Origin of the sequence: Micromonospora sp. CB01531 (assembly GCF_001905095.1) — a bacterium.
Lineage (GTDB): Bacteria > Actinomycetota > Actinomycetes > Mycobacteriales > Micromonosporaceae > Micromonospora.
Map to the genome: position 1 here is coordinate 18,475 of NZ_LWLS01000115.1, position 18,672 is coordinate 37,146.

20 protein-coding genes and 1 pseudogene are annotated in these 18,672 nt (G+C 70.3%); 13 read left to right on the forward strand and 8 right to left on the reverse strand.

The genetic code is table 11. The features are described from left to right. Positions 1-107: 107 nt before the first annotated feature. The 5 genes from A6A27_RS34715 (at position 108) to A6A27_RS34735 (ending at position 5,004) form a co-directional block, all read left to right on the forward strand. Positions 108-674: a copper chaperone PCu(A)C gene (locus A6A27_RS34715; protein ID WP_073838897.1), complete on the forward strand. Its 567-nt coding sequence runs from the start codon at positions 108-110 to the stop codon at positions 672-674. Then, positions 671-1,900, forward strand: coding sequence for a Dyp-type peroxidase (locus A6A27_RS34720; RefSeq protein WP_073838898.1), 1,230 nt, complete (start codon positions 671-673; stop codon positions 1,898-1,900). Before A6A27_RS34715 ends, A6A27_RS34720 begins: the two co-directional genes overlap by 4 nt. A gap of 28 nt (positions 1,901-1,928) precedes the next feature. Then, positions 1,929-2,531: a copper resistance CopC family protein gene (locus tag A6A27_RS34725; protein WP_073838912.1), complete on the forward strand. Its 603-nt coding sequence runs from the start codon at positions 1,929-1,931 to the stop codon at positions 2,529-2,531. Positions 2,532-2,723: 192 nt separating this feature from the next. After that, a complete protein-coding gene (locus A6A27_RS34730; protein ID WP_073838899.1) occupies positions 2,724-4,715 on the forward strand; it encodes a cytochrome c oxidase assembly protein in 1,992 nt (663 codons plus the stop codon). A 118-nt stretch (positions 4,716-4,833) separates the two neighbouring features. Further along, complete coding sequence (locus A6A27_RS34735) at positions 4,834-5,004, forward strand: YkvA family protein (protein ID WP_443190026.1); 171 nt, start codon at positions 4,834-4,836, stop codon at positions 5,002-5,004. A 136-nt stretch (positions 5,005-5,140) separates the two neighbouring features. Here the strand turns inward: A6A27_RS34735 and A6A27_RS34740 are convergent, their stop codons facing one another. Further along, positions 5,141-6,583, reverse strand: coding sequence for a PepSY-associated TM helix domain-containing protein (locus A6A27_RS34740; RefSeq protein WP_241825602.1), 1,443 nt, complete (start codon positions 6,581-6,583; stop codon positions 5,141-5,143). Between the two features lie 250 nt (positions 6,584-6,833). Next, positions 6,834-8,873: a copper resistance protein CopC gene (locus tag A6A27_RS34745; RefSeq protein WP_073838900.1), complete on the reverse strand. Its 2,040-nt coding sequence runs from the start codon at positions 8,871-8,873 to the stop codon at positions 6,834-6,836. 189 nt (positions 8,874-9,062) lie between these two features. Here A6A27_RS34745 and A6A27_RS34750 point away from each other — a divergent pair, with 189 nt between their 5' ends. Next, positions 9,063-9,632 (forward strand): sigma-70 family RNA polymerase sigma factor, encoded by a 570-nt coding sequence (locus A6A27_RS34750; protein WP_241825603.1) that lies wholly within the window; start codon positions 9,063-9,065, stop codon positions 9,630-9,632. A 222-nt stretch (positions 9,633-9,854) separates the two neighbouring features. On the opposite strand, the gene A6A27_RS34755 is transcribed toward A6A27_RS34750, so the two are convergent. Continuing rightward, positions 9,855-10,163, reverse strand: a complete 309-nt coding sequence (locus A6A27_RS34755; protein WP_073838902.1) for a hypothetical protein — start codon at positions 10,161-10,163, stop codon at positions 9,855-9,857. A 1,542-nt stretch (positions 10,164-11,705) separates the two neighbouring features. Here A6A27_RS34755 and A6A27_RS43745 point away from each other — a divergent pair. After that, a complete protein-coding gene (locus tag A6A27_RS43745) occupies positions 11,706-11,909 on the forward strand; it encodes a hypothetical protein (RefSeq protein ID WP_143194321.1) in 204 nt (67 codons plus the stop codon). Positions 11,910-12,138: 229 nt separating this feature from the next. Here the strand turns inward: A6A27_RS43745 and A6A27_RS34770 are convergent, their stop codons facing one another. Further along, positions 12,139-12,615: a hypothetical protein gene (locus tag A6A27_RS34770; protein WP_073838905.1), complete on the reverse strand. Its 477-nt coding sequence runs from the start codon at positions 12,613-12,615 to the stop codon at positions 12,139-12,141. A 557-nt stretch (positions 12,616-13,172) separates the two neighbouring features. Here A6A27_RS34770 and A6A27_RS34775 point away from each other — a divergent pair. The 3 genes from A6A27_RS34775 to A6A27_RS34790 all read left to right on the forward strand — a co-directional run bounded on the left by A6A27_RS34775 (position 13,173) and on the right by A6A27_RS34790 (position 14,717). Further along, entirely contained in the window at positions 13,173-13,697 is a 525-nt protein-coding gene (locus A6A27_RS34775) for an ATP-binding protein (protein ID WP_073838906.1), read from the forward strand. Continuing rightward, the gene (locus A6A27_RS34780) at positions 13,694-14,023 is read left to right on the forward strand and encodes an STAS domain-containing protein (RefSeq protein ID WP_073838907.1); all 330 of its coding nucleotides are present in this window, start codon (positions 13,694-13,696) and stop codon (positions 14,021-14,023) included. The genes A6A27_RS34775 and A6A27_RS34780 overlap by 4 nt, the downstream gene beginning before the upstream one ends. 475 nt (positions 14,024-14,498) lie before the next feature. After that, a complete protein-coding gene (locus A6A27_RS34790; protein ID WP_143194323.1) occupies positions 14,499-14,717 on the forward strand; it encodes a hypothetical protein in 219 nt (72 codons plus the stop codon). A 97-nt stretch (positions 14,718-14,814) separates the two neighbouring features. On the opposite strand, the pseudogene A6A27_RS46505 reads toward A6A27_RS34790, so the two are convergent. Further along, positions 14,815-15,051: pseudogene (locus A6A27_RS46505) on the reverse strand (50S ribosomal protein L11 methyltransferase); the annotation flags it as partial. A gap of 88 nt (positions 15,052-15,139) precedes the next feature. On the opposite strand from A6A27_RS46505, the gene A6A27_RS34800 reads away from it, so the two are divergent. Together A6A27_RS34800 and A6A27_RS34805 are read left to right on the forward strand one after the other, a co-directional pair. After that, entirely contained in the window at positions 15,140-15,430 is a 291-nt protein-coding gene (locus tag A6A27_RS34800) for a zinc ribbon domain-containing protein (protein ID WP_198940580.1), read from the forward strand. Beyond that, positions 15,427-16,077, forward strand: a complete 651-nt coding sequence (locus A6A27_RS34805) for an NPCBM/NEW2 domain-containing protein (RefSeq protein ID WP_073838908.1) — start codon at positions 15,427-15,429, stop codon at positions 16,075-16,077. The genes A6A27_RS34800 and A6A27_RS34805 overlap by 4 nt, the downstream gene beginning before the upstream one ends. A gap of 315 nt (positions 16,078-16,392) precedes the next feature. On the opposite strand, the gene A6A27_RS34810 is transcribed toward A6A27_RS34805, so the two are convergent. Together A6A27_RS34810 and A6A27_RS34815 are read right to left on the reverse strand one after the other, a co-directional pair. Further along, the gene (locus A6A27_RS34810; RefSeq protein ID WP_073838909.1) at positions 16,393-16,818 is read right to left on the reverse strand and encodes a nucleoside deaminase; all 426 of its coding nucleotides are present in this window, start codon (positions 16,816-16,818) and stop codon (positions 16,393-16,395) included. Further along, the gene (locus tag A6A27_RS34815; RefSeq protein ID WP_073838915.1) at positions 16,815-17,666 is read right to left on the reverse strand and encodes an LLM class flavin-dependent oxidoreductase; all 852 of its coding nucleotides are present in this window, start codon (positions 17,664-17,666) and stop codon (positions 16,815-16,817) included. The genes A6A27_RS34810 and A6A27_RS34815 overlap by 4 nt, the downstream gene beginning before the upstream one ends. A 94-nt stretch (positions 17,667-17,760) precedes the next feature. Between A6A27_RS34815 and A6A27_RS34820 the strand changes: the two genes are divergently transcribed. Beyond that, positions 17,761-18,228, forward strand: a complete 468-nt coding sequence (locus A6A27_RS34820; protein ID WP_073838910.1) for an Lrp/AsnC family transcriptional regulator — start codon at positions 17,761-17,763, stop codon at positions 18,226-18,228. 108 nt (positions 18,229-18,336) lie between these two features. On the opposite strand, the gene A6A27_RS34825 is transcribed toward A6A27_RS34820, so the two are convergent. Further along, a partial coding sequence (locus tag A6A27_RS34825) for a transposase (protein WP_198940581.1) occupies positions 18,337-18,672 on the reverse strand: 336 nt, incomplete at its 5' end.

An 18,672-nucleotide genomic window follows, 5' to 3' on the forward strand; every position in this document is an offset into this window, starting at 1 on the left:
TGCGGCCCGGGTCCGAGGCTGGTGACGTCAGTCACTTTTGTCCCGGAACTTTCTCTTTGTTGCGGCCGACCAACAAGCCGACAGATCAATCAGCGAAGGGACCATCCATGCCCCGCACCACCGTCGCCGGCGCGCGTCGTCGCCCGGCCACGCTGCTCGCCGCCGCAGCGGCATGCCTCGCGGTCGGCGTTGCCGGCTGCGGCTCGTCGGATTCGTCTTCGTCGGCGCAGCCGAGCCCGTCGGCGTCGGTGTCGGCGAGCGCCGCTGCAGGGGTGCTCGGGATCCGGGACCCGTGGGTGAAGGCCGCCGACAAGGGCATGACCGCCGCCTTCGGCACTCTCGTCAACGACGGCGACACCGACGTGACGGTCACCGCCGCAGCCACCGATGTGTCGCCGATGGAGCTGCACGAGATGACCATGAAGGACGGGAAGATGGTCATGCAGCCCAAGCAGGGCGGCATCGTGGTGAAGGCGCACGGCAGCACGACGCTGCAGCCCGGTGGCGAGCACCTGATGCTGATGGACCTGAAGCAGCAGGTGAAGGCTGGCGACGAGTTGACCTTCACGCTCACCTTCGCTGACGGGAAGACCCAGACGTTCACGGCTGTGGCCAAGCCGTTCACGGGCGCCCAGGAGAGTTACGCGCCCGAGCACGGCCAGCCGGCGGCATGACCGAGCAGCCCGCTGTCCGCCCGGTGAGCAGGCGCGGCCTGCTCACCGGCGGCGCCCTCGCAGCCGGAGGCACGCTCGCCGGCGCCGCCGCCGTCACCGCTGCCCGCCCAGCCGAACCGAAGGCCCGACCCGCCGAGGCGGTGCCGGTCGCTGCGTTCGGCAGTGCCGTCGAGCCGTTCCACGGTGCGCGGCAGTCCGGCATCGCCACCGACCCGCAGGCCCATGCGGCGTTCGTCGCGTTCACTCTCAACCCCGGCACGGACCGGGCGGCGTTGGGTCGGATGCTGCGCCTGCTGTCCGACGACGCCGCCCGCCTCACCCAGGGCCGCCCGCCGCTGGCCGACACCGAACCGGAACTCGGGCTGCTGCCCGCGCGGCTGACCGTCACCTTCGGCTTCGGCCCCGGCCTCTATGCCGCCGCCGGGCTCGACGACCGGCGGCCCCCGTCGGTCGCCGACCTACCGTCGTTCCGCATCGATCGGCTCCAGCCCCGCTGGTCCGGTGGGGACCTGCTGCTGCAGATCTGCGCCGACGATCCGGTCACCGTCGCTCACGCCCAACGGGTGCTGGTCAAGGACAGCCGCCCGTTCGCCACCGTCCGCTGGGTGCAGCAGGGCTTCCGCCGCGCCGCAGGCAGCGAACCCGGCCGCACCCAGCGGAACCTGTTCGGTCAGCTGGACGGCACCGCCAACCCCAAGCCGGGCGGGCCGCTGGAGACCGCCGTGTGGGTGCCCGACGGGCCGGCCTGGGCACGGGACAGCACCACCCTGGTCGTCCGCCGGATCAGCATGAACCTGGAAACCTGGGACCTGCTCGGCCGCCCCGACCGGGAACTCGCCGTCGGTCGACGCCTCGACACCGGCGCCCCGCTCACCGGCACCGCCGAACACGACCAGCCCGACTTCGCCGCCACCGGCCCCGATGGGCTGACCGTCATCCCCGACTTCTCGCACCTCACCCGCTCGCACGTCACCGACGACCGGCTGAAGATCCTCCGCCGCCCCTACAACTACGACGGCACCCCCACCGCTGAGGGGCACGCCGACAGCGGCCTGATCTTCACCTCCTACCAAGCCGACATCACCCGTCAGTTCCTGCCCATCCAGCAACGGCTGGCCGAACGGGACCTGCTCAACGAGTGGACCACCCCGATCGGCTCCGCCGTCTTCGCCATCCCACCCGGCTGCCCCGACGGCGGCTGGCTCGGCCAGCAACTGCTCGGCTGACCACCAACAAAGGAATGAACCACCCGTGATGCCCACTCGAATCCGCCAACTGAGCTGCGCCGGCCTCGTTGCCGCCGTGCTGGCCGCCATGGCGGTGCTGCTGGCCCCGGCCACGCCCGCCGCCGCACACAACTCGCTGCAAGCGGTCAACCCCGCCCAGGACGCTCGTCTGTCCACGCCGCCGACGCAGATCACCCTGAAGTTCCTGCAGAAGCTGGACCCGGCCTTCACCACCATCGTGCTCAGCGACGCCGGCCAGCAGAAGGTCCCCACCAGCGAACCCACCGTCGCCGGGGCCACGGGCACGGTGACGATCAGCCAGCCACTGGCCAACGGCAACTACACCGTCGCCTACCGGGTCGTCTCCGCCGACGGGCACCCCGTACAGGGCTCGTACTCCTTCACCGTCGCCGACCCCGCCGCCAGCGCCCCGACCGCAAGTGCCGCCCCGAGCGTGGCCGCCTCTGCTGCCGGCAACGGCGCGGCCTCCCCCGCGTCAGTCAGCCCGGCGGCCTCGTCCCGCCGCTCTGACGGCTCCGGCCAGATGCTGCTGGTGACCGGCGGGATCGCCCTCGTCGCCGTTGTCGCCGGGGCCGTGCTGGTGCTACGTCGCCGCCGCGCCACCTCCTGACCGAGACCGCACGGGCTCCATGTATTTACTCTCGCCTGCCCTCCACCTGACAGGGGCATTGACGTGCCAGAAACCCGCTCGCGCCAGCATCACCCACACCGTGCCCCGGAAGGCCCTCGCGCCATTCCGACGCCGCCCCGAGACGGCCAAGCCCTAGATACGTCCGGCGCAAGGATCCACGCCATCGGCCGGATGGGCTCGATTGTGGTTCCGGTCGTGGCCGCGGTGTCGGCCGGGGCGGCACTCGTGCTCGCCTTGCGGGCCGGCGGGGCGCTCGCGGTCGCGATACCCGGCCTGCCGGACCCCGGACCGGTCACCACCTGGGCGTTGCCGCTGATCCGGCTGCTCGCCGACGCGTTCGCCACGTTGACGGTCGGGATGCTGGTCACGGCGGCGTTCCTGCTGCCCGGGGACGGGCCGAGCGTCTCCCCGCACGGCTGGCTGCTGCTCCGTCGCGCCGGCACCCTGGCCGCCGGGTGGGCGGCCACCGCCTTGACGCTGATCGTGCTGACGGTCTCGGACCTCCTCGGTGTCTCGCCGCAACGCCTCAGCGGGGCCGCCGTCGTCAGCTTCGCCTCGTCGATCTCCCAGGGACGTGCGCTGCTGCTGCAGGCCGGGCTGGCCCTGACCGTCGTTGTGCTCGCCCGGGTGGGCGTGTCGCGTGGGCTCGCCGCCACGGCGGCGGTGCTGGCGCTGGTCGCGGTGACCCCGCCGGCGTTCACCGGACACGCCGCCGGGGCCGGCAACCACCAGATCGCGGTGAGCAGCCTCGTCGTGCACGTGCTGGCCGCCGCGCTGTGGATCGGCTGCCTCGCCGCCCTGATGACCGTCCGCCGCAGCCGGCACCTCGCCGACACCGCCAGCCGATACAGCCGCCTCGCCCTGGGCTGCTTCACCGCCGTCGCCATCAGTGGGCTCGCCAACGCCGCCGTACGCCTCGGCACCGTCGACCAGCTGTGGCAGTCGAGGTACGGGTGGCTGGTGGCCGGCAAGCTCACCGCGCTGGTGATCCTCGGCACCGCCGGCGCGGCACACCGGTCCCGGACCATGCCGGCCCTGCACGCCGGCCGGCGCAGAGCGTTCACCCGGCTGGCCGCCGGGGAACTGGTCGTGTTCGCCGCCACCCTGGGGCTGGCCGTGGCGCTGTCCCGCAGCCCCACCCCGGTGGCGACCAACCCCACCGACGCCGATCCACTGACCGAACTGCTCGGCTTCCCGATGCCCGCAGCCCCCACCCCGGGCGACCTGCTCGGCCAGCCCCTGCCGGACCTGCTCTTCCTCACCCTCACCGCCTGCGGCGCCGCCGGCTACCTCGCCGGGGTGCGGCGCCTGCGCCGAGCCGGACACCGCTGGCCGATCGCCCGCACTGCCAGCTGGCTCACCGGCCTGCTGCTCCTTGCCGCGTTCACCGGCCTCGGCGTCGCCCGCTACGCGTACGTGCTGTTCAGCGCCCACATGGTGCAGCACATGGTGCTGTCCATGCTGGTGCCGATCCTGCTCGTCGGCGGCGCTCCGATCACCCTCGCGCTGCGCGCCCTGCGCCGCCCGGCCGACCCGCAGGTTCGCGGCGCCCGGGAATGGCTACTGATCGCCCTGCACAGCCGGCCCGCGAAACTGCTCACCCACCCACTGGTCGCGCTGGGCATCTACACCGGCGGCCTCTTCGGCCTGTACTTCAGTGACCTGCTCGGCACGCTGATGCGATCCCACCTCGGCCACCTCGCCATGCTGGTTCACTTCGTGGTCTCCGGGTACCTGCTGTTCTGGGTGCTCATCGGCGTCGACCCGGGCCGGCCGAGGATCCCCCACCCCATCCTGGTGCTCATCCACCTGGCCGCGATGATGGCGCACGGCTTCTTCGGCCTGGTGCTCATGCAGACCACCACCGTCATCGCCCCGGACTGGTACACCGCCGTCCACCCCGCGTGGGCCTCGTCGCTGCTCGAAGACCAGAAGCTGGGGGCGGGCATCGCCTGGGCGTTCGGCGAGATTCCCGCCGCCGTCGTCATGATTCTCCTCGTACGTCAGTGGATCCGCGCCGACCAGCGAGAACAGGCCCGCCTCGACCGCGCCGCCGACCGCGCCCAGGCCACCGGCGAAGACGACGACCTCGCCCGCTACAACGCCTTCCTCACCGCCGCCAGCCAGTCCAGCCAGGACCAGCACCGGGGGCGGCGGCCGTAACCGGGCGGAGCCAGATCACGATCGGCCGCATCAGCCACCGCGCCTTCGTCATCTGGGCCGAGGTCGGCCTCATCGCCGCTGGCGCACTGTTCCTCGCCGGACTCTGACCAGCAGGCCCATCGACCTCATTCCCGACTTCCTGCCCGTCATCGGGCCCCTCGACGACATCGTCGTAGTCGCCCTGGCCCTGCGCTACGCCGGCCGGCAGGTCCCCCGCGACGTGCTCCTGGCCGCCTGGCCCGGCGAACCACGACTCATCGAACGACTTCTCGGCCAGCCGTCAGCCTGACCCGACGCAGCCCTTCCCACATGCGCGCTCCCGGCAGCCGACCAGGGGAGCAGGGCCAGCCCAGAGAAGTCGATGCATTTCCATGCGAGGACGGCCGGAAAACACCGTCAGATCCGGTCCCCCGCCCGCCGGCCGGTCACCGGGCCCGAAAGGTGCGCCGCCGGTATGCGCCAAGGACGAGGTCGACGAGCAGGAAAGCCAGCAGACTGATTCCCAGCAGGGGCAGGAAGACCCCGAAAACGACCGCCACCACGGCCACGGCCACCAGCCCGGGCCACGGCAGCGCCCCCAATCCCCCAGCCCGCACAGCTGGCCCGGGAAGCCACCGGGCGGCGGCGGTGGGACGCCGCTGCCACCACATCCGGTAGCCGAGGACCACCATCACGACCAGCCCCATGGCGAGGCCGGCGAGGGCAATCTGGTTCGGCAGCCCGAACAGGACGCCCATGTGGATGTCGACGCCCCAGCGGGCGAGCTTGGCCATGAACGGGTAGTCGGCAAAGCGCACGGTGTCGGTGACGGCCAGGCTGGCGGGATCGACGGCCGCGGCGTCCACAGCGGTCGGGAAAGCGCGGTGGACCTCCGTGACGATCCACGTGGCCCCCGCACCGGCGGGTAACCCGATCTCGACCTGGTCGGAGGTGATGTCGGCCGCCCGCGCGGCGGCGAGCACCTTGTCGATGTCGCCAACGTCCACACCGTGCGTCCCGCCGGTTGCGGCACCGTGGTCGGCATGGCCGCCCGTGGCGTCCGCAGCCGAGGCCGAACCCGTCGTGGTGACCAGGGCCGGAGTGGACCAGCCCAGGCGAGACCGCAGCTCGGTGACGTTGTCCCCCGCCAGGCGCGACCAGGTCAGGCCGGTGGCCGACAGGGCGAGCAGGCCGAGCAGCAGCCACACCCCCAGCGCGCCGTGCCAGGAACGGGTCCGGGCCCGACCCTGCGCACCCGACTCTGGAAGCAGAAGGGCGCGCCCCGACCGGCGAGCACGGACTCGTGCCACCCACAGCGTGAGCCCACCCAGCGCCACCACCCACAGCCAGGACGCGGCAAGCTCGCTGTAGAACCTGCCCACCTCCCCCAGGTGCAACGACCGGTGCAACTGGTCGATCCAGGAGCGCACCGGCAGAGCACCGCTGGTGCCGTACACCTTCTCCTGACCCAACACGGCGCCGGTCGCGGGGTCGACGAAGACTGCGTGCCGGTAGGACTCCGCCATGGTGCCGTCGTCGAACAGCACCCGGGTGGTCCCGCCCTCGGGGGCAGGCCGGACCGCGACCAAACCCCGCACCGTGCTCACCTTCGTCGCGGCGGCGACCTGCTCGGCCAGCGGCACCCGTGCAGACGAGGAAACCGCCGGCGCTTCGAGCAGGTCGGCGTAGACCACCCGTTCCACTTGCGGGCTGAGCGCGTACAGCCCACCGCTGACTGCCGCCACCACCAGGAAGGGGGCGACGAGGACACCCGCGTAGAAGTGCAGACGCAGGACCAGGGGCCGCAGCAGTGACCACACCCCCCGCCGCGCAGGCCGCACCGCCTTGTCGGAAGTCTGGCCGATCGTGGTGTCGCTGTCCACGGTCACAGCAGAACTCCTCGTTCAGGGTGCGACGGCACCGGCCTTACCGGCACTGCCAAAGCCAGCACCGGTTGGGATCAGTCATAGAGTCGTCCGCCGGTCCTCGCTGGTTCCCGGAACGCCGAAGTATATTGACATCGGTTGAAGATTCCTCGCACAACGAGCACTGGTGACCGACGCCGAGCGACAACCGCCACCTGCTGCTCGCGGATCAGTGGCACCGGCTCACCGCATGCCGCCGCAGGCATCGCTCCGCTCAGGCCAGGTTGATCGTGTACTGCGCGGTGTGCACCTTCCCGTCGACCTGGAAGTCGAAGAACGCCCGGTACCGGCCCGTGCTCGGTGCAGTCAGCCAGACCTTGACCGCCCCGTCAACCAGTTCCTGCTCCGGGTGGACATGCACATAGCCCAGATCACCCTCGCGAACAACGACCAGGTGCCCGTACGCGCCCAGGTAGCGCTCCAACTGCACCGGGGTAGGCGTGCCGCTGCGGCTGACCCGGAAGACCATCGGCGTCGCCACCCCCATGGTGGGCGTGCCGTCCATCGACACCGTGAACGGTCCCGCCGTCGCCTGCGGCTGCGGCGGCGGCAATGCCGCCGGGGTGTGCGCGCCCGGCACGTCGTGGTCGACGCCCAGGACCAGCGGCAGCGCGCTGCCGCCGGTGCCGGTCACGGAGAAATCGGCGTAGATGCGATAACTGCCGGCCCGGGCCAGGTTCAACGGGACGCTCCAGGTCCCGTCGGGCGCCATGGTGGGGTGCAGGTGCTGGTACCCGCTCAGGTCGCGACCCACGACGACCAGGTGCAACGGCTTGTCGTGTACGACCGTGAAGCGGGTCGCCGCCTGCCGGTCAGCGCCGACGATCCGGAACCGGTAGTCCACGCTCACACCGGCCGGCTGGGACCGCCGCGCCGGCTGCAGGGTGTATCCACCGGCGCTGACCGTCGTCCCGGTCGCCTGCGTCTGGCCCGCGCTGCCGTCACCCGGATGCGAGTGCGCCCCGGTACCGGGCGCATGCTGATGCCCGTCCCCCACCACCAGCGCCTGCTGGGTGGCAGGCGGCCCGCCGGCGGGTGCCGTGAGCATCGGCGCGCCGGTGGCGGTCCGCTCGTCGCCCGTACCGATCCGCCCGATCCCGAACCCGGCCAGCAGGGCCACCACCAACCCGGCGACGAGCAACGCGAAACGCGTGTTGCTCAACCGGGGCCCGAGCGTCAGGGTTGGGTCGGCCATGTCGGACGCCACCACCCGGTCGGCGATCATGGGCCGCGCCGTGGCGACGGCACTCGCCGATGTCGCCTCCTGTCCGGCCACCGACGGCGCGGTCACGGCAACCGCCCCGTTCTTCCGCGTCACAGGGAGGGCAGCCCGTCGTCCCTTGCTGCCGGGGCCCGACGCGGCGACCGTGCCGTTGTTGCCGGCGCGACTGGCCGTTCTGCCCCTCGAGCGGGGGCCGGCGCTCTGCCGGCGTGCGGCCGCACCCGAGATGCGGTCCCGGCCGGAGCCCCTGCCTACGGGAGCCGGGCGGCGGCGCCAGCTCACGAAGCCGGCCACGGCCACCGCAACTGCCACCGCCCAGCCGGTCCACGCCACCCAACCGAGGCCACCCTCGTCATCCTGGGCCGTCGAAGGAGCGGCCACCGCGGGCGGGGACGCCGACAGCGGTGGCGTGGCCGGCGAGGCCGACGGCACGGGTAGCGCGGCGGGCGCAGCCGACGAAGACCCCGACCCGTGACCGGACGTCGCGTGCTGCTCGGCGGCCGCCACCAGCGACGGATCCGGCTGATTGGTCGGCGGGCGCCATCCCGGCGGCGATGCCGTCACCCGCCCGGTGTAGCGGAAGCTCATCGTGCCTCGCACCGGCTCACCGTCCGAGGCCACCGACAGGTAGCTTACCGAGTACTGCCCTACCGCCGGCAGATGCGCCAGCGTCACCACCGCCGGGAAGCCCATCGAGTACTCGCGCGGCTCAAACTTCCCCGCGACCAGGAAGTACTCCCGTACCGGCTTGTCCAGCTGCTTGGGCGACCCGTGGTTCCAGCCGTTGTCGACCCGGCCGCCACCCGGCGCGGTGATCGTGAAGTACGCGTTGTCGGCGACCCTCTCCGTGAAGTAGAGCTGCACCGCCGCCAACGGCCCGTTCACCGTGGCCCCCTCGGCCGGTGTGGACATCGCCAAGGTGCCGTGAGCTGCCGCGGGCGGGGCGAACCCGAGGACAGCGACCGCTGAGACGAGGACGAACGCGAGCAGGCCCGAGGCCGCGCGTCCAAGAGCCGGAGGGAGACGACGCATCAGGGCATCCTCGCGACGCCGAGGCTTTAATCAAGGCATCGGCAACTTTTTATGCAAATGGCAAAAGTTCTGCCCGCCCCGACTCAACCTACGAGCAGAGTGCACGAAACTTCCTCCGTCAGGACACCGGGCTGCCCAACCACGGCGGGGGTGGCGACCGCGAAACATCGGCAGCGTGGAGGACCGGACGTGGACGACAAGACACGGACGACCCGGTTGGCCCTTGCCGCCGGTCAAGGCGACCAAGCCGCGGCGGCCGCGTTCATCCGCGCCACCCAGCAGCAGGTATGGCGCCTCATCGCCCACCTCGCCGGACCGAACGAGGCAGACGACCTGACCCAGGAAACCTACCTGCGGGCGCTGCGCAGCCTACCGAGGTTCACCGCCGCCTCGTCCGCCCGCACCTGGCTGTTCGTGATCGCCCGCCGGGTCGTCGTCGACCACCACCGCGCCGCAGCCGCCCGACCTCAGCCCGCCCAGCTGGAGGACTCGCACGCCGCTACACACTCGCGAGCCGCCCGTGGCTTCCCGGTCGAGGACAAGGTCATCCTGTGGCGGATCCTGGACCACCTCTCACCCGAGCGGCGGGAAGCATTCGTCGCCACACAAGTGCTCGGCCTCTCGTACGCCGAAGCCGCCCAGGTCTGCGACTGCCCCGTCGGCACGATCCGATCCCGGGTCGCCCGCGCCCGCGACGACCTCATCACCGCCATGGCCGACGCCGACATCACCGACAGCCGGGGCCGCCATTCCAGCTGACCTGGCGGGGGCATCTCCCCACCGACAACCCGCGACAGCGAAGGGCAGCGGATCGGGGGCACCCGGCAAAACCAGCGCGGCGGCCGTCTCATCTACGCAACACGCCCATCACAGGCAAGTCGTACACCACTTCGTGGACGCAGCCACGGCTCGCCTGTCGGACAGAACCCCCGAGCAAACGGATGCGGCCCGCCCCGTTCGGGGCGGGGCGCATGAGTCGTGTCAGCGGACGCGTGGGCGGCATCGTCGTCGTGCCATCTGCCGGGCCTCCCCCACGTCGGGCAGCGGGTGGGCCGGCAAGCCGGCGGCCACCTCGACCCGCGGTGACCGGTCCGCCGGCAGATGTGCCCGATCGGCGATCACGACCACGTCCACCTCCCCGTCGATCATCATCTGCTCGAGGGTCTCCCATGGCCCCCGGACGATCCCCGCCAACCGGTAGCCGCGCCGACATGTGTGGTACAAGCATGCTGAAAGGGCAGGCTCCAGCGGCTCGATGTCGGCGGGAACCCAGATGACAGCTATCTCCATGACCTCTCCTGATCAACGTCACCGACCTGGCTGGGTGATCAGGAGGCGCCGCGGTGGTGGAGGGGCACGTTCCACGGGCCGGCTCACGGCGCGGGCGTCCAGGGCAGCCACCGTTCCGCCTCGGCTCAGCGGTGGCGTGGACAGCGGCGATCCGGGTGTGGCCCAGGACCCCGGCAGGTCGACACCGGTGGCGCTGGCCACGGCGGGCGCGGACGCCGGTGCCAGCCACAGCCACGGTGCAGGGTCTGCGGGAGGGTCGGGTGGCGGCGCTTCGGCGGCTATGGCCGCCGGCGACCGCTGCCGCATTGAGGCCTGTGCCGGGCCGGGCGGGTCACTGGGCAACTGGGAGAGCGTCGCGGGTGTCGCCGAACGCGGCCACGGCAATGCCGAGACGCGTGGAGGCGCAGGGGCCGACGCCGCTGGGGTAGGGGCTGTGAGCGAGGGCCGGGCGGCGGGCGTGGTTATGCCGCTTGGCGTGGCGGCCGGCGGCTTGATGAACTGCAGTTCCCGCCCGCTGGGCGGCGACGCCTTGATCACCTCGGATAGCAGCGTTTCGACGACCTCCGGCCGGACGGTGGCGTCCACCACGGGACTGTTTGGCAACGGGGCCGGATGGGCGTGGGCGGCGTCAGCGACAAGGGATGCCCCTGCCGCCGCCACCCCGAGCGCCATCGCCCGCAGCCAAAGTCTCACCTGGAGCATTCTCGCGCAAATGCGCCTTGCATCGTCAACCTTGCATGGCTCACCGGACATGAGGTGATCTAGGGACGAGGCGGAACCCTCACGCATCACCCCTTCCCAGCCCGTGATCATCCCCGATCACGCTCAACGATGAGCTGGCCGCCAAAGGACTGGAGCAACTCGACACCAGACAAGCGCGGCAGGAGCTGTGGAACACACGAGCCAACGGGCGCATCGACTGACCACTCAACGGCCAGATCACGAACTGTCACTGCCGTACCAGTGAGGCATCGCCCCGGACCGCCCAGCGCGGCTGAGCTGGGTTTCGACGCCAGCCCTTCTCGCCGAGCAACGGCGCAGGATTCGGGGGCGCCGGGTTACGGCGGCCGTAGAGACGCGGCCTGTTTTCGACCGGCCGCGACTCGCGCGGTACTGCTCGGCGGGCTGTCAGCCGGAGCCGTCGGTGCCAGCTTCCTCCTCTGCTACGAAGCCATCGCTACCGCGACCTACGGACCGCTCCATGCCGGAGATCCCGGAAAGTCGCGCGCCAACGCCAAAGCAGACGCCGTCCCGGCCGGCCTATTCCGGTTCGGCGTCGTCCTGTGCACCGCACTCGGATCCGTCCTTGCGATTGGTGTCGTGCGTCGAGCCGCCCGGCCGCAACAGACCTTCATCCGGGTCGCACTCGCGCTGACCACAGTCTCGTTCGCGCTCCCGCTTGCTCCGAGCCACACGATGACGAGGGCAAGGTTCTGCAGCTACGCCCTCAGCCGCGCTTACCTGCCGTCCCCATCGCCAGTCCTGGCCCTTGACCTGGCCGTGCATCCTGGACGGCAGGGATCTCACCTCCAGGAGGCGGACATGCGCTGGCTCGTCATCCTCATCGTCGTACTGCTAGTCCTCGTGGCCCTGGCATTGTGGCGCCGCAGCCGACGGACGGCCACCAATGGGGACCACCAGGTCCGCAACCTGGCGGCGTCGGCGGAGGCCCGCCGCCGTCTGGACGACCACCGGAACCCGACGGACGGCAGCAACCTCCGCAGCAGCGGGGGCGGGAGTCTCTGAGAGGGCGGGTCGGAAGGTTTAAGCCAGCAGGACCTCCCGACAGCTGCACCATCGAGGCGCGGGAGCCGCAGCACACGTGCTGGTTCAGCCGCCCAGCGGCGTCCAGAAGGGCGGGGTGACGAGCGAGGACTAGGGGTACAGCCCGCCATCGTCTTAACCAGGGCCGCAACGACAGATGACGACGGCCATGCCGTGATGGCGTGGCCGCCGACTCAGGCGATATGGAGGTTTACTTCCGAGAGGCGAAGACCACGATGGCGAGGACCCAACCGACGAACAGTCCGTAGATCCCACCACCGGCGGCCCAGTCGAAGGCGCCGCGCAGGCTGGCATCCACCTGGATGAACGCGGCCAGGAGGCCGGCGGACGCCGCAGCGAAAATGTAGGCTCCCCAGCTCGAGAAGAACAGCCTCGCGCTGCGTGGTGACGCTGGGGCAACCATGAGGGAGACGAAGACGCCGGTCAGCACGATGAGCAGGATTGCCTTGATGTCGTTGGCGAGGATGGTCCGCACCGACTCATCCGAGCTGAACGACCAGGTCGGCCATGCCAACTGCTTGAGAAAGAATCCCCACGCGTCGTTCGAGGTGTGGTTCTTCGCCCAGTCGGTGTAGGCCGGGTTGCCGAATGCGATCACCAGGATCAGGGCGGCGAGTACTGCTGTGCCCGTCGCGGTACGGACCCGCCCGGCTGCAGTGGTAGCCATACGGACATTGTGAGGCGTGCTCCGGCGCGAAGCAATCCACGAGGATAGATGGTCACGAGGGGCATCAACGGCCCCGCAGTGGATAAGCAGTCAGCCGGCCGCAAATCACAGGCGGTATGGGGAGCCCCGCTGCCCCGGCGCGAGGAACGACTGGCGATTCGCGTTAGCCCCGCGTCAACCAATGGGCCCTACCGACCTTGGCCCGTCCGGGGAGGCTGGTAGCCCTCTCGCCCAAGGCGCGGCGTTAGGGGCAAGCCCTGCGGCGGCCTTCAGACCCGCCTTGGCCCCGGCGCCGCCGGCACGCCTGGGCGGGCCCCTGCCGGAAGACGGGGCAGAAACAACGCCAACAGGTCAGCCCTGGCTCTTCTGCGGTGGAGAGCTGGGCACCGACGCCAGGAGCGGTCATCGGGCGGACACGTCCAGCACTCCCATCCCCAGCGGCCAGCTCGGCCCACATGCCCGTGTCCGCCTCATGTCAGAATCCATGGCTTGTAACCTGCAGATACTTGCCTGCGGCAACGGTGGCGGAACTGCCGGGGACAGGTAGCGTGCCAGCAATGAACGACCGGCAGCTCGGCGAGGATGCTCGGGTGAGCGGGCGCAGCGCGGCCCGGCCGGTCGTGCTGCTGTCGCAGCACTTCACCGCTGAGGCAGTGACCCCGCTGCGGCACCTCCTCGCCGCGCGGGTCACGGCCGCCGGCCTGTCCGGCGACAACGGTGATGACTTCGTCCTGGCCGTTCATGAACTGGTGACCAACGCGGTGCGCCATGGCGGCGGGTCAGGACATCTGGATCTTCGGCAGGTGGACGGCGTTCTGGTGTGTGAGGTCACCGATCACGGCGCGGGCAGTGACGCGTTGCCCGTGGACCTGCCGCCGGTGCACGTGCCGGGCGGCCGGGGGCTCTGGCTTGCCCATCAGTTGACCGGCGCGCTGATGCTGACCCGAAGACCCGACGGGATCACCGCCACAGTGAGCGTCTGCCTGATCCGTCAGACGGCCGCCGCCGTGGCGCAGCAGTCCCCTGCCGCCGGGGCGGACGGTATGGTCGACGCGTCCGCGATCGAGGGTGAGCAGGAATGAGTCCGAAGCTGACCTGGCAGCACCAGATCCACGCCGAAGGCGAGCGGAAAACGATTGTGCTGTCCGGCGAGATCGACATGAACGGCGCCCCGCGGCTGCAGGACCTCCTGCACGCGGCCGTCGATAACGCCGACGTTGTTGAGGTTGACGCGGCCGCGGTGACCTTCATCGACTCGAGCGTCATCAGCGCATTGATCACCGCGCGGAACACGGCGGCGACAAACGGACGGCACCTTTCGCTGGTCAACGCCAGCCCCCAGGTCCACCGGGTTCTCGATGTCACAGGCGTGCTCAACGCCCTAACAGTCAAGTCCGGCCGCCGGTAGGCGGCCCCGGCAAGCGGGACGTGGCACGCCAGTTCCAGCGCGATGACGACCTTGACAATCGGTGCGGGACGGCGGTGGCGATCAGCCCAGGGAGCTGATTCGACCGGCGCACACGCCGCCCCGCCCGTAGCCCGTGTCTCCTGGATCATGGGTGGCGGTCAGGGTTCGCGCGTAGCCAGATGAGGATGTCGGCGATCTGCACGGTGGCTTGGTAACGGCTGGCGAGCTTGTCGTACCTGGTGGCCACGGTGCGGAACTGCTTGCACCGGCGTTGTGGTCACACACCGCTGGCTACACCATCGCCCAGGATCTGACCGAGCGTAGTTGGCAGGTGTCCGACCGTCACTACAGTTCGGCCCCGGCAAGTCGCATATGAGCCTCCCCGATGACGGCAGCCTACGGCAACTGCACGCCGGCCAAATGCATGAAGATCGCCAACGTTCCACACTCGGGCCGGGTGCTATACGGTCTGTGGGTGAGAACCGAGCGTCACTGGTGGAACGGCGACCGCACTGTGCGAGGGCGCCGCGACGTGTACATCCGCACCGACGGCGAGTCGTGGGAGGTCGAGGCCCGAGCCGGCGGCGGCGCCGGCCGGTCGAAGATCCACCAGTGCCCGGGCCGGAAGTCGGCGGAGATCCTGGCCGGGGCATGGATGGACGGGCAGGGCCGATGGCAGGTCGTGGCACCCTGATCGGTCGGCGGTCACCCACGAGGACGCGTGCGCAATGGTCGGCGGCGCGGTGCAGGAACCCCTGCATCCGCGCGGCCAGTTCGTGGCTGTAGGGGGCGTTGCCGGCGAGGATCACGTCGGCGGCGCCGCCATCGCCATCGCGCAGATCGCCCTCGTTCACCACCACGCTGACCGCGTTGGCCGTGGCGTTCATCGCGGCGGCCGCGAGCGCGTACGGGTCGATGTCGTTGGCAGTCACCTCGGCGGCGCCCGCCTTGGCCGCGGCGATGGCGATGGCGATGGCAACCAGACCAGAGCCGGACGTCACGTCGATCACCCACCGGCCGACCACCACCTGCGGATGGTCCAGGGCGTACCGGGCGAGGGCCGGGCCACCGGCCCAGGCGTTCGCCCGGAACGGCGCGAGCCCCGGCCCTACCCGCGTGTGTAACTGGCCCGCAACACGATCGCGTCATCGACGCCCTACACCCGGCCAGTACATCGCCTACAAAGCCGCCCGGGCCGGGCTGGCCCTCGTCCACGTCGACCCGGCGTACACCTCGCAGGGCTGCTCCACCTGCGGGCACATCGCCAAAGCCAACCGGCCCAACCAGTCCACCTTCCGATGCACGTCGTGCGGCTTCGCTGAGCACGCCGACGTGAACGCAGCCCGCAACATCGCCACCCGCGGTGTCGTGGACTGGGCAGCAGTCAGCCTGCCAAACGCGGCGTGACCGATACAGCCAGCATCGAGCACGATCTGCAAGCTCGGCCCTTCAGGGCTCCTTCAGGGCTCCTTCAGGGCTCCTTCAGGGCCGAGAAGCTGACTAACAGCATCGGTCCGGCACTGGACAAGTTCGCCGCCGTTGCCCGCGACGCGCCGCTCACCTTCCGCGCCGAGCGCCGCCTCACCCCGCCGCCACCTGCGCCGACCACCGACTCGTACCTGAGCGATCTGCCCTGGGTCACCGCCGTCAACGGGTGTGGCCCGGTGGAGCTGGACACCAGTAACGGCAAACAGGCCGCCGGGGATGGCACACCGATCTCCTTCGGCGGCACCGTCCACGCCAAGGGCCTCGGTGTCCACTCGTACTCCGACGTCACCTACCACCTTGGAGGCCGGGTCGCCCGGTTCACCGCGGTCGTGGGGATCGACGACTTCAGCGCCCGGCAGAGCTCGCGGGGCAACACGATCGCCGAGGTCTGGGCCGACGACCGACTCGTCCACACGAGCGGTGTGCTGCGGGCGTCCACCGGACCCGAACCGGTCGACGTCGATGTCCGAGGGGCCCGGCTGCTGCGCCTGATCGTGCGTGCCGCCGACTCCGGCACCAGCTACAACCACACATCGTGGGCAGACGCCTTCGTCCGGCTGGGCTGACCGGCCACCTTCGCGAGCCCGCCCTTGCGCCAGACCGACGTCGACGCCGGCCTGCTGCCAGCGTCGACGTCGGTCGCCCGCGTCGGGACATCCAAGGACCGGAGAACCGAATGCCGGCGGCTGCACGTCGGGCAGCTCGCTCCTGCGCCCCGGCTCCTACTCCTACTGGTACCGTGTCGCAGCCCGCTCCGGCGATACCCCCGACTCCGCAGCGTCGAACGGGGATGGCCGGCACGTTTCGGGAGCCAGCCCTTGGGTGCAGCGGATCGGATTCACGGCCGCGGGCGCGCCACGCGTCCCAGCCGGGGATCCCTGTTAGTAGTAGTTGTCGATCGGCTGGCGCGCCTCGTCGAACAGCGCCGGCCCCTCGTACCGCACCGGGGGCAGCGGCGGGGTGGCCGGCTTGACCTCCTCGAACTGTTCGGCCGAAAGGGCGTACACCACTCGGCCGAGTCCGGACCGGTTGATCGCGGTCGCGCACATCGGGCAGGGCTGGCAACTGGTGAACATCGTGGTGGCGGCCGCCACCTCAGGGGCGAGTTCTCGAGCGGCCCAGCGGGCCAGCTTCAGTTCCGGGTGGGCGGTGATGTCCGAGTCGGAGACCACGGTGTTGTGATCCTCGATCAGAACGGTGCCGTCCGCACCGACCAGCAACGAGCCGAACGGCCGTTCGCCGGACGCCCCGGCCCTGCTGGCGAGTTCCACGGCACGGCGGAGGAACTTCTCATCGTCGGGGGTCATCGGTTCTCCTGAGATTTGTGGTGCGCAGCCACGGCGGCAAGTGTGCGCCAGGCGCGTTCGGGCTGGCGGATCTCGGTCAGGTCGCCGTTGAACGGGTCGAGCACCACCGTCTGCGCGCCGAGCAGACGAATCTGGTCGAGGTCGGCGATGATCTGGTCGATCGTGCCGACACCGGCGAGCCGGTCCGGGGCGGTGACCGGTTCATGGGTCTCCCCGATGTTGATGCGCGGCATCAACGCGGGCACCGGACGGCCCAGTTCGTCGGCGGTGGCCTTCAGCCGCCCGGCTGCGTCCGCCAGCCATCCGGGCGTGATCCGCAACGGGTGCCAGGCGTCACCGAGCAGCGTTGCCCGACGCATGCCGGCGTCGCTGTTGCCGCCGACCCAGATCGGGATCGCCGCCGTGTCGTAGTCGTCGGTGTTGCGCCAGGCGTCGCGCATGGCCTGCAGGTACTCGTCGGTCAGCGCGCCGCGCCGCCGGAACGGCACGCCAAGCGCCTCGAACTCCTGCCGGGCCCAGCCGACGCCGACGCCGAGGACGAGCCGGCCGCCGCTGAGCCGGTTGAGGTTCGCCGCCATCCGGGCGGTGAGCAGCGGGTGCCGGTACGGGACGATGAGCACCGTGGTGCCCAGCCGGACCCGGCGGGTCACCCCGGCCAGCCAGGACAGTGTGGTGAACGGCTCGTAGAACGGCGCTGGATACTTCTCGGCCACGTCCGGGGTCACCGCGATGTGATCGGAGACCATCAGGAGGTCGAAGCCGAGGCCCTCGACCGTCTGCGCCCACCGTCGCAGGACATCCGGGTCGGTACCCGGGGCGAAGTTCGGTACGTTCACACCAATTTGCACGTGTCCCACGCTAGTCACCGCCGGTCCCGGCTGTGAACACCGCGTTCCCGGCCTTTGCTGGTCATTGGCGTGAATTCGCCGGTAGATTGGCCCAATGGCCGAGAATCTTGACGCCGTCGATTGGTCCATCCTGACCGAGTTGCAGGGCGACGGCCGCCTGCCCATCACTGAGCTCAGCCGCCGGGTCAAGCTGAGCGCGTCGGCCACCAGCGAACGGGTGAAGCGGCTGGAGGCGATCGGCGTGATCAGCGGCTACCGCGCCGAGGTCGACCTACCCAAGGCGGGCTTCGCCGTGCTCGCGGTGGTCCGGCTGAAGTATCCCGGCAGCCGGCACGAACCGCTGCGCCAGCTGCTGGAGCGGCGGTCGGAGATCCTGGAGTGCCTGCGCACCACGGGAGATGACTGCTATGTGCTGAAGGTTGCCGCCACGTCGATGGCACATCTCGAACAGGTCGTCAACGAACTCGCCAGCTTCGGCAGCACCACCACCAACGTGGTCTACAGCGCCACCCTGCCCTATCGCGGCCCGCGCCCAACGCCTCCTGAGGGTGTGCAGGCTTGACGCGCAGAAGCCCGATCGATAAAGGCCTCTACCGATCAATGGGGCGAAAATGCGCAGAAAAACGTTGTTCAACGGTGCTGCGGCGATGGCGGCCTGCCGAGCGGGAAGCTAGTGTTTTGCGCCGGAAATTCGCCTACAAAATCGGGCAAGTGAATCGAGGATCTCTTCGGCGGTCTTGGTCCAGACGAACGGGTGTGGATTGCTGTTCCAGTCGGTGATCCACGTCCGGATGTCGGCCTTGAGGCTTTGGACGCTCTTGTGGGCGCCGCGGCGGATCTTCTGTTCGGTGAGGTAGCCGAACCAGCGTTCGACCTGGTTGATCCATGAGGATCCGGTCGGGGTGAAGTGCATGTGAAACCGTGGGTGCCGGGCGAGCCAGGCGCGGATGGCCGGAGTCTTGTGGGTCCCGTAGATGCCGACTCGAAAATCGGTGAGTGAGTGGGC

Excerpts from the sequence above, each read along its gene's own strand:
- A6A27_RS34770 (WP_073838905.1), bottom strand. The coding sequence starts at position 12,615 with ATGGCTACCACTGCAGCCGGGCGGGTCCGTACCGCGACGGGCACAGCA.
- A6A27_RS34745 (WP_073838900.1), bottom strand. The coding sequence starts at position 8,873 with ATGCGTCGTCTCCCTCCGGCTCTTGGACGCGCGGCCTCGGGCCTGCTC.
- A6A27_RS34720 (WP_073838898.1), top strand. The coding sequence starts at position 671 with ATGACCGAGCAGCCCGCTGTCCGCCCGGTGAGCAGGCGCGGCCTGCTC.
- A6A27_RS34725 (WP_073838912.1), top strand. The coding sequence starts at position 1,929 with ATGCCCACTCGAATCCGCCAACTGAGCTGCGCCGGCCTCGTTGCCGCC.
- A6A27_RS34820 (WP_073838910.1), top strand. The coding sequence starts at position 17,761 with ATGGCCGAGAATCTTGACGCCGTCGATTGGTCCATCCTGACCGAGTTG.
- A6A27_RS34755 (WP_073838902.1), bottom strand. The coding sequence starts at position 10,163 with ATGGAGATAGCTGTCATCTGGGTTCCCGCCGACATCGAGCCGCTGGAG.
- A6A27_RS43745 (WP_143194321.1), top strand. The coding sequence starts at position 11,706 with ATGCGCTGGCTCGTCATCCTCATCGTCGTACTGCTAGTCCTCGTGGCC.
- A6A27_RS34775 (WP_073838906.1), top strand. The coding sequence starts at position 13,173 with ATGAACGACCGGCAGCTCGGCGAGGATGCTCGGGTGAGCGGGCGCAGC.
- A6A27_RS34715 (WP_073838897.1), top strand. The coding sequence starts at position 108 with ATGCCCCGCACCACCGTCGCCGGCGCGCGTCGTCGCCCGGCCACGCTG.
- A6A27_RS34780 (WP_073838907.1), top strand. The coding sequence starts at position 13,694 with ATGAGTCCGAAGCTGACCTGGCAGCACCAGATCCACGCCGAAGGCGAG.
- A6A27_RS34810 (WP_073838909.1), bottom strand. The coding sequence starts at position 16,818 with ATGACCCCCGACGATGAGAAGTTCCTCCGCCGTGCCGTGGAACTCGCC.
- A6A27_RS34730 (WP_073838899.1), top strand. The coding sequence starts at position 2,724 with ATGGGCTCGATTGTGGTTCCGGTCGTGGCCGCGGTGTCGGCCGGGGCG.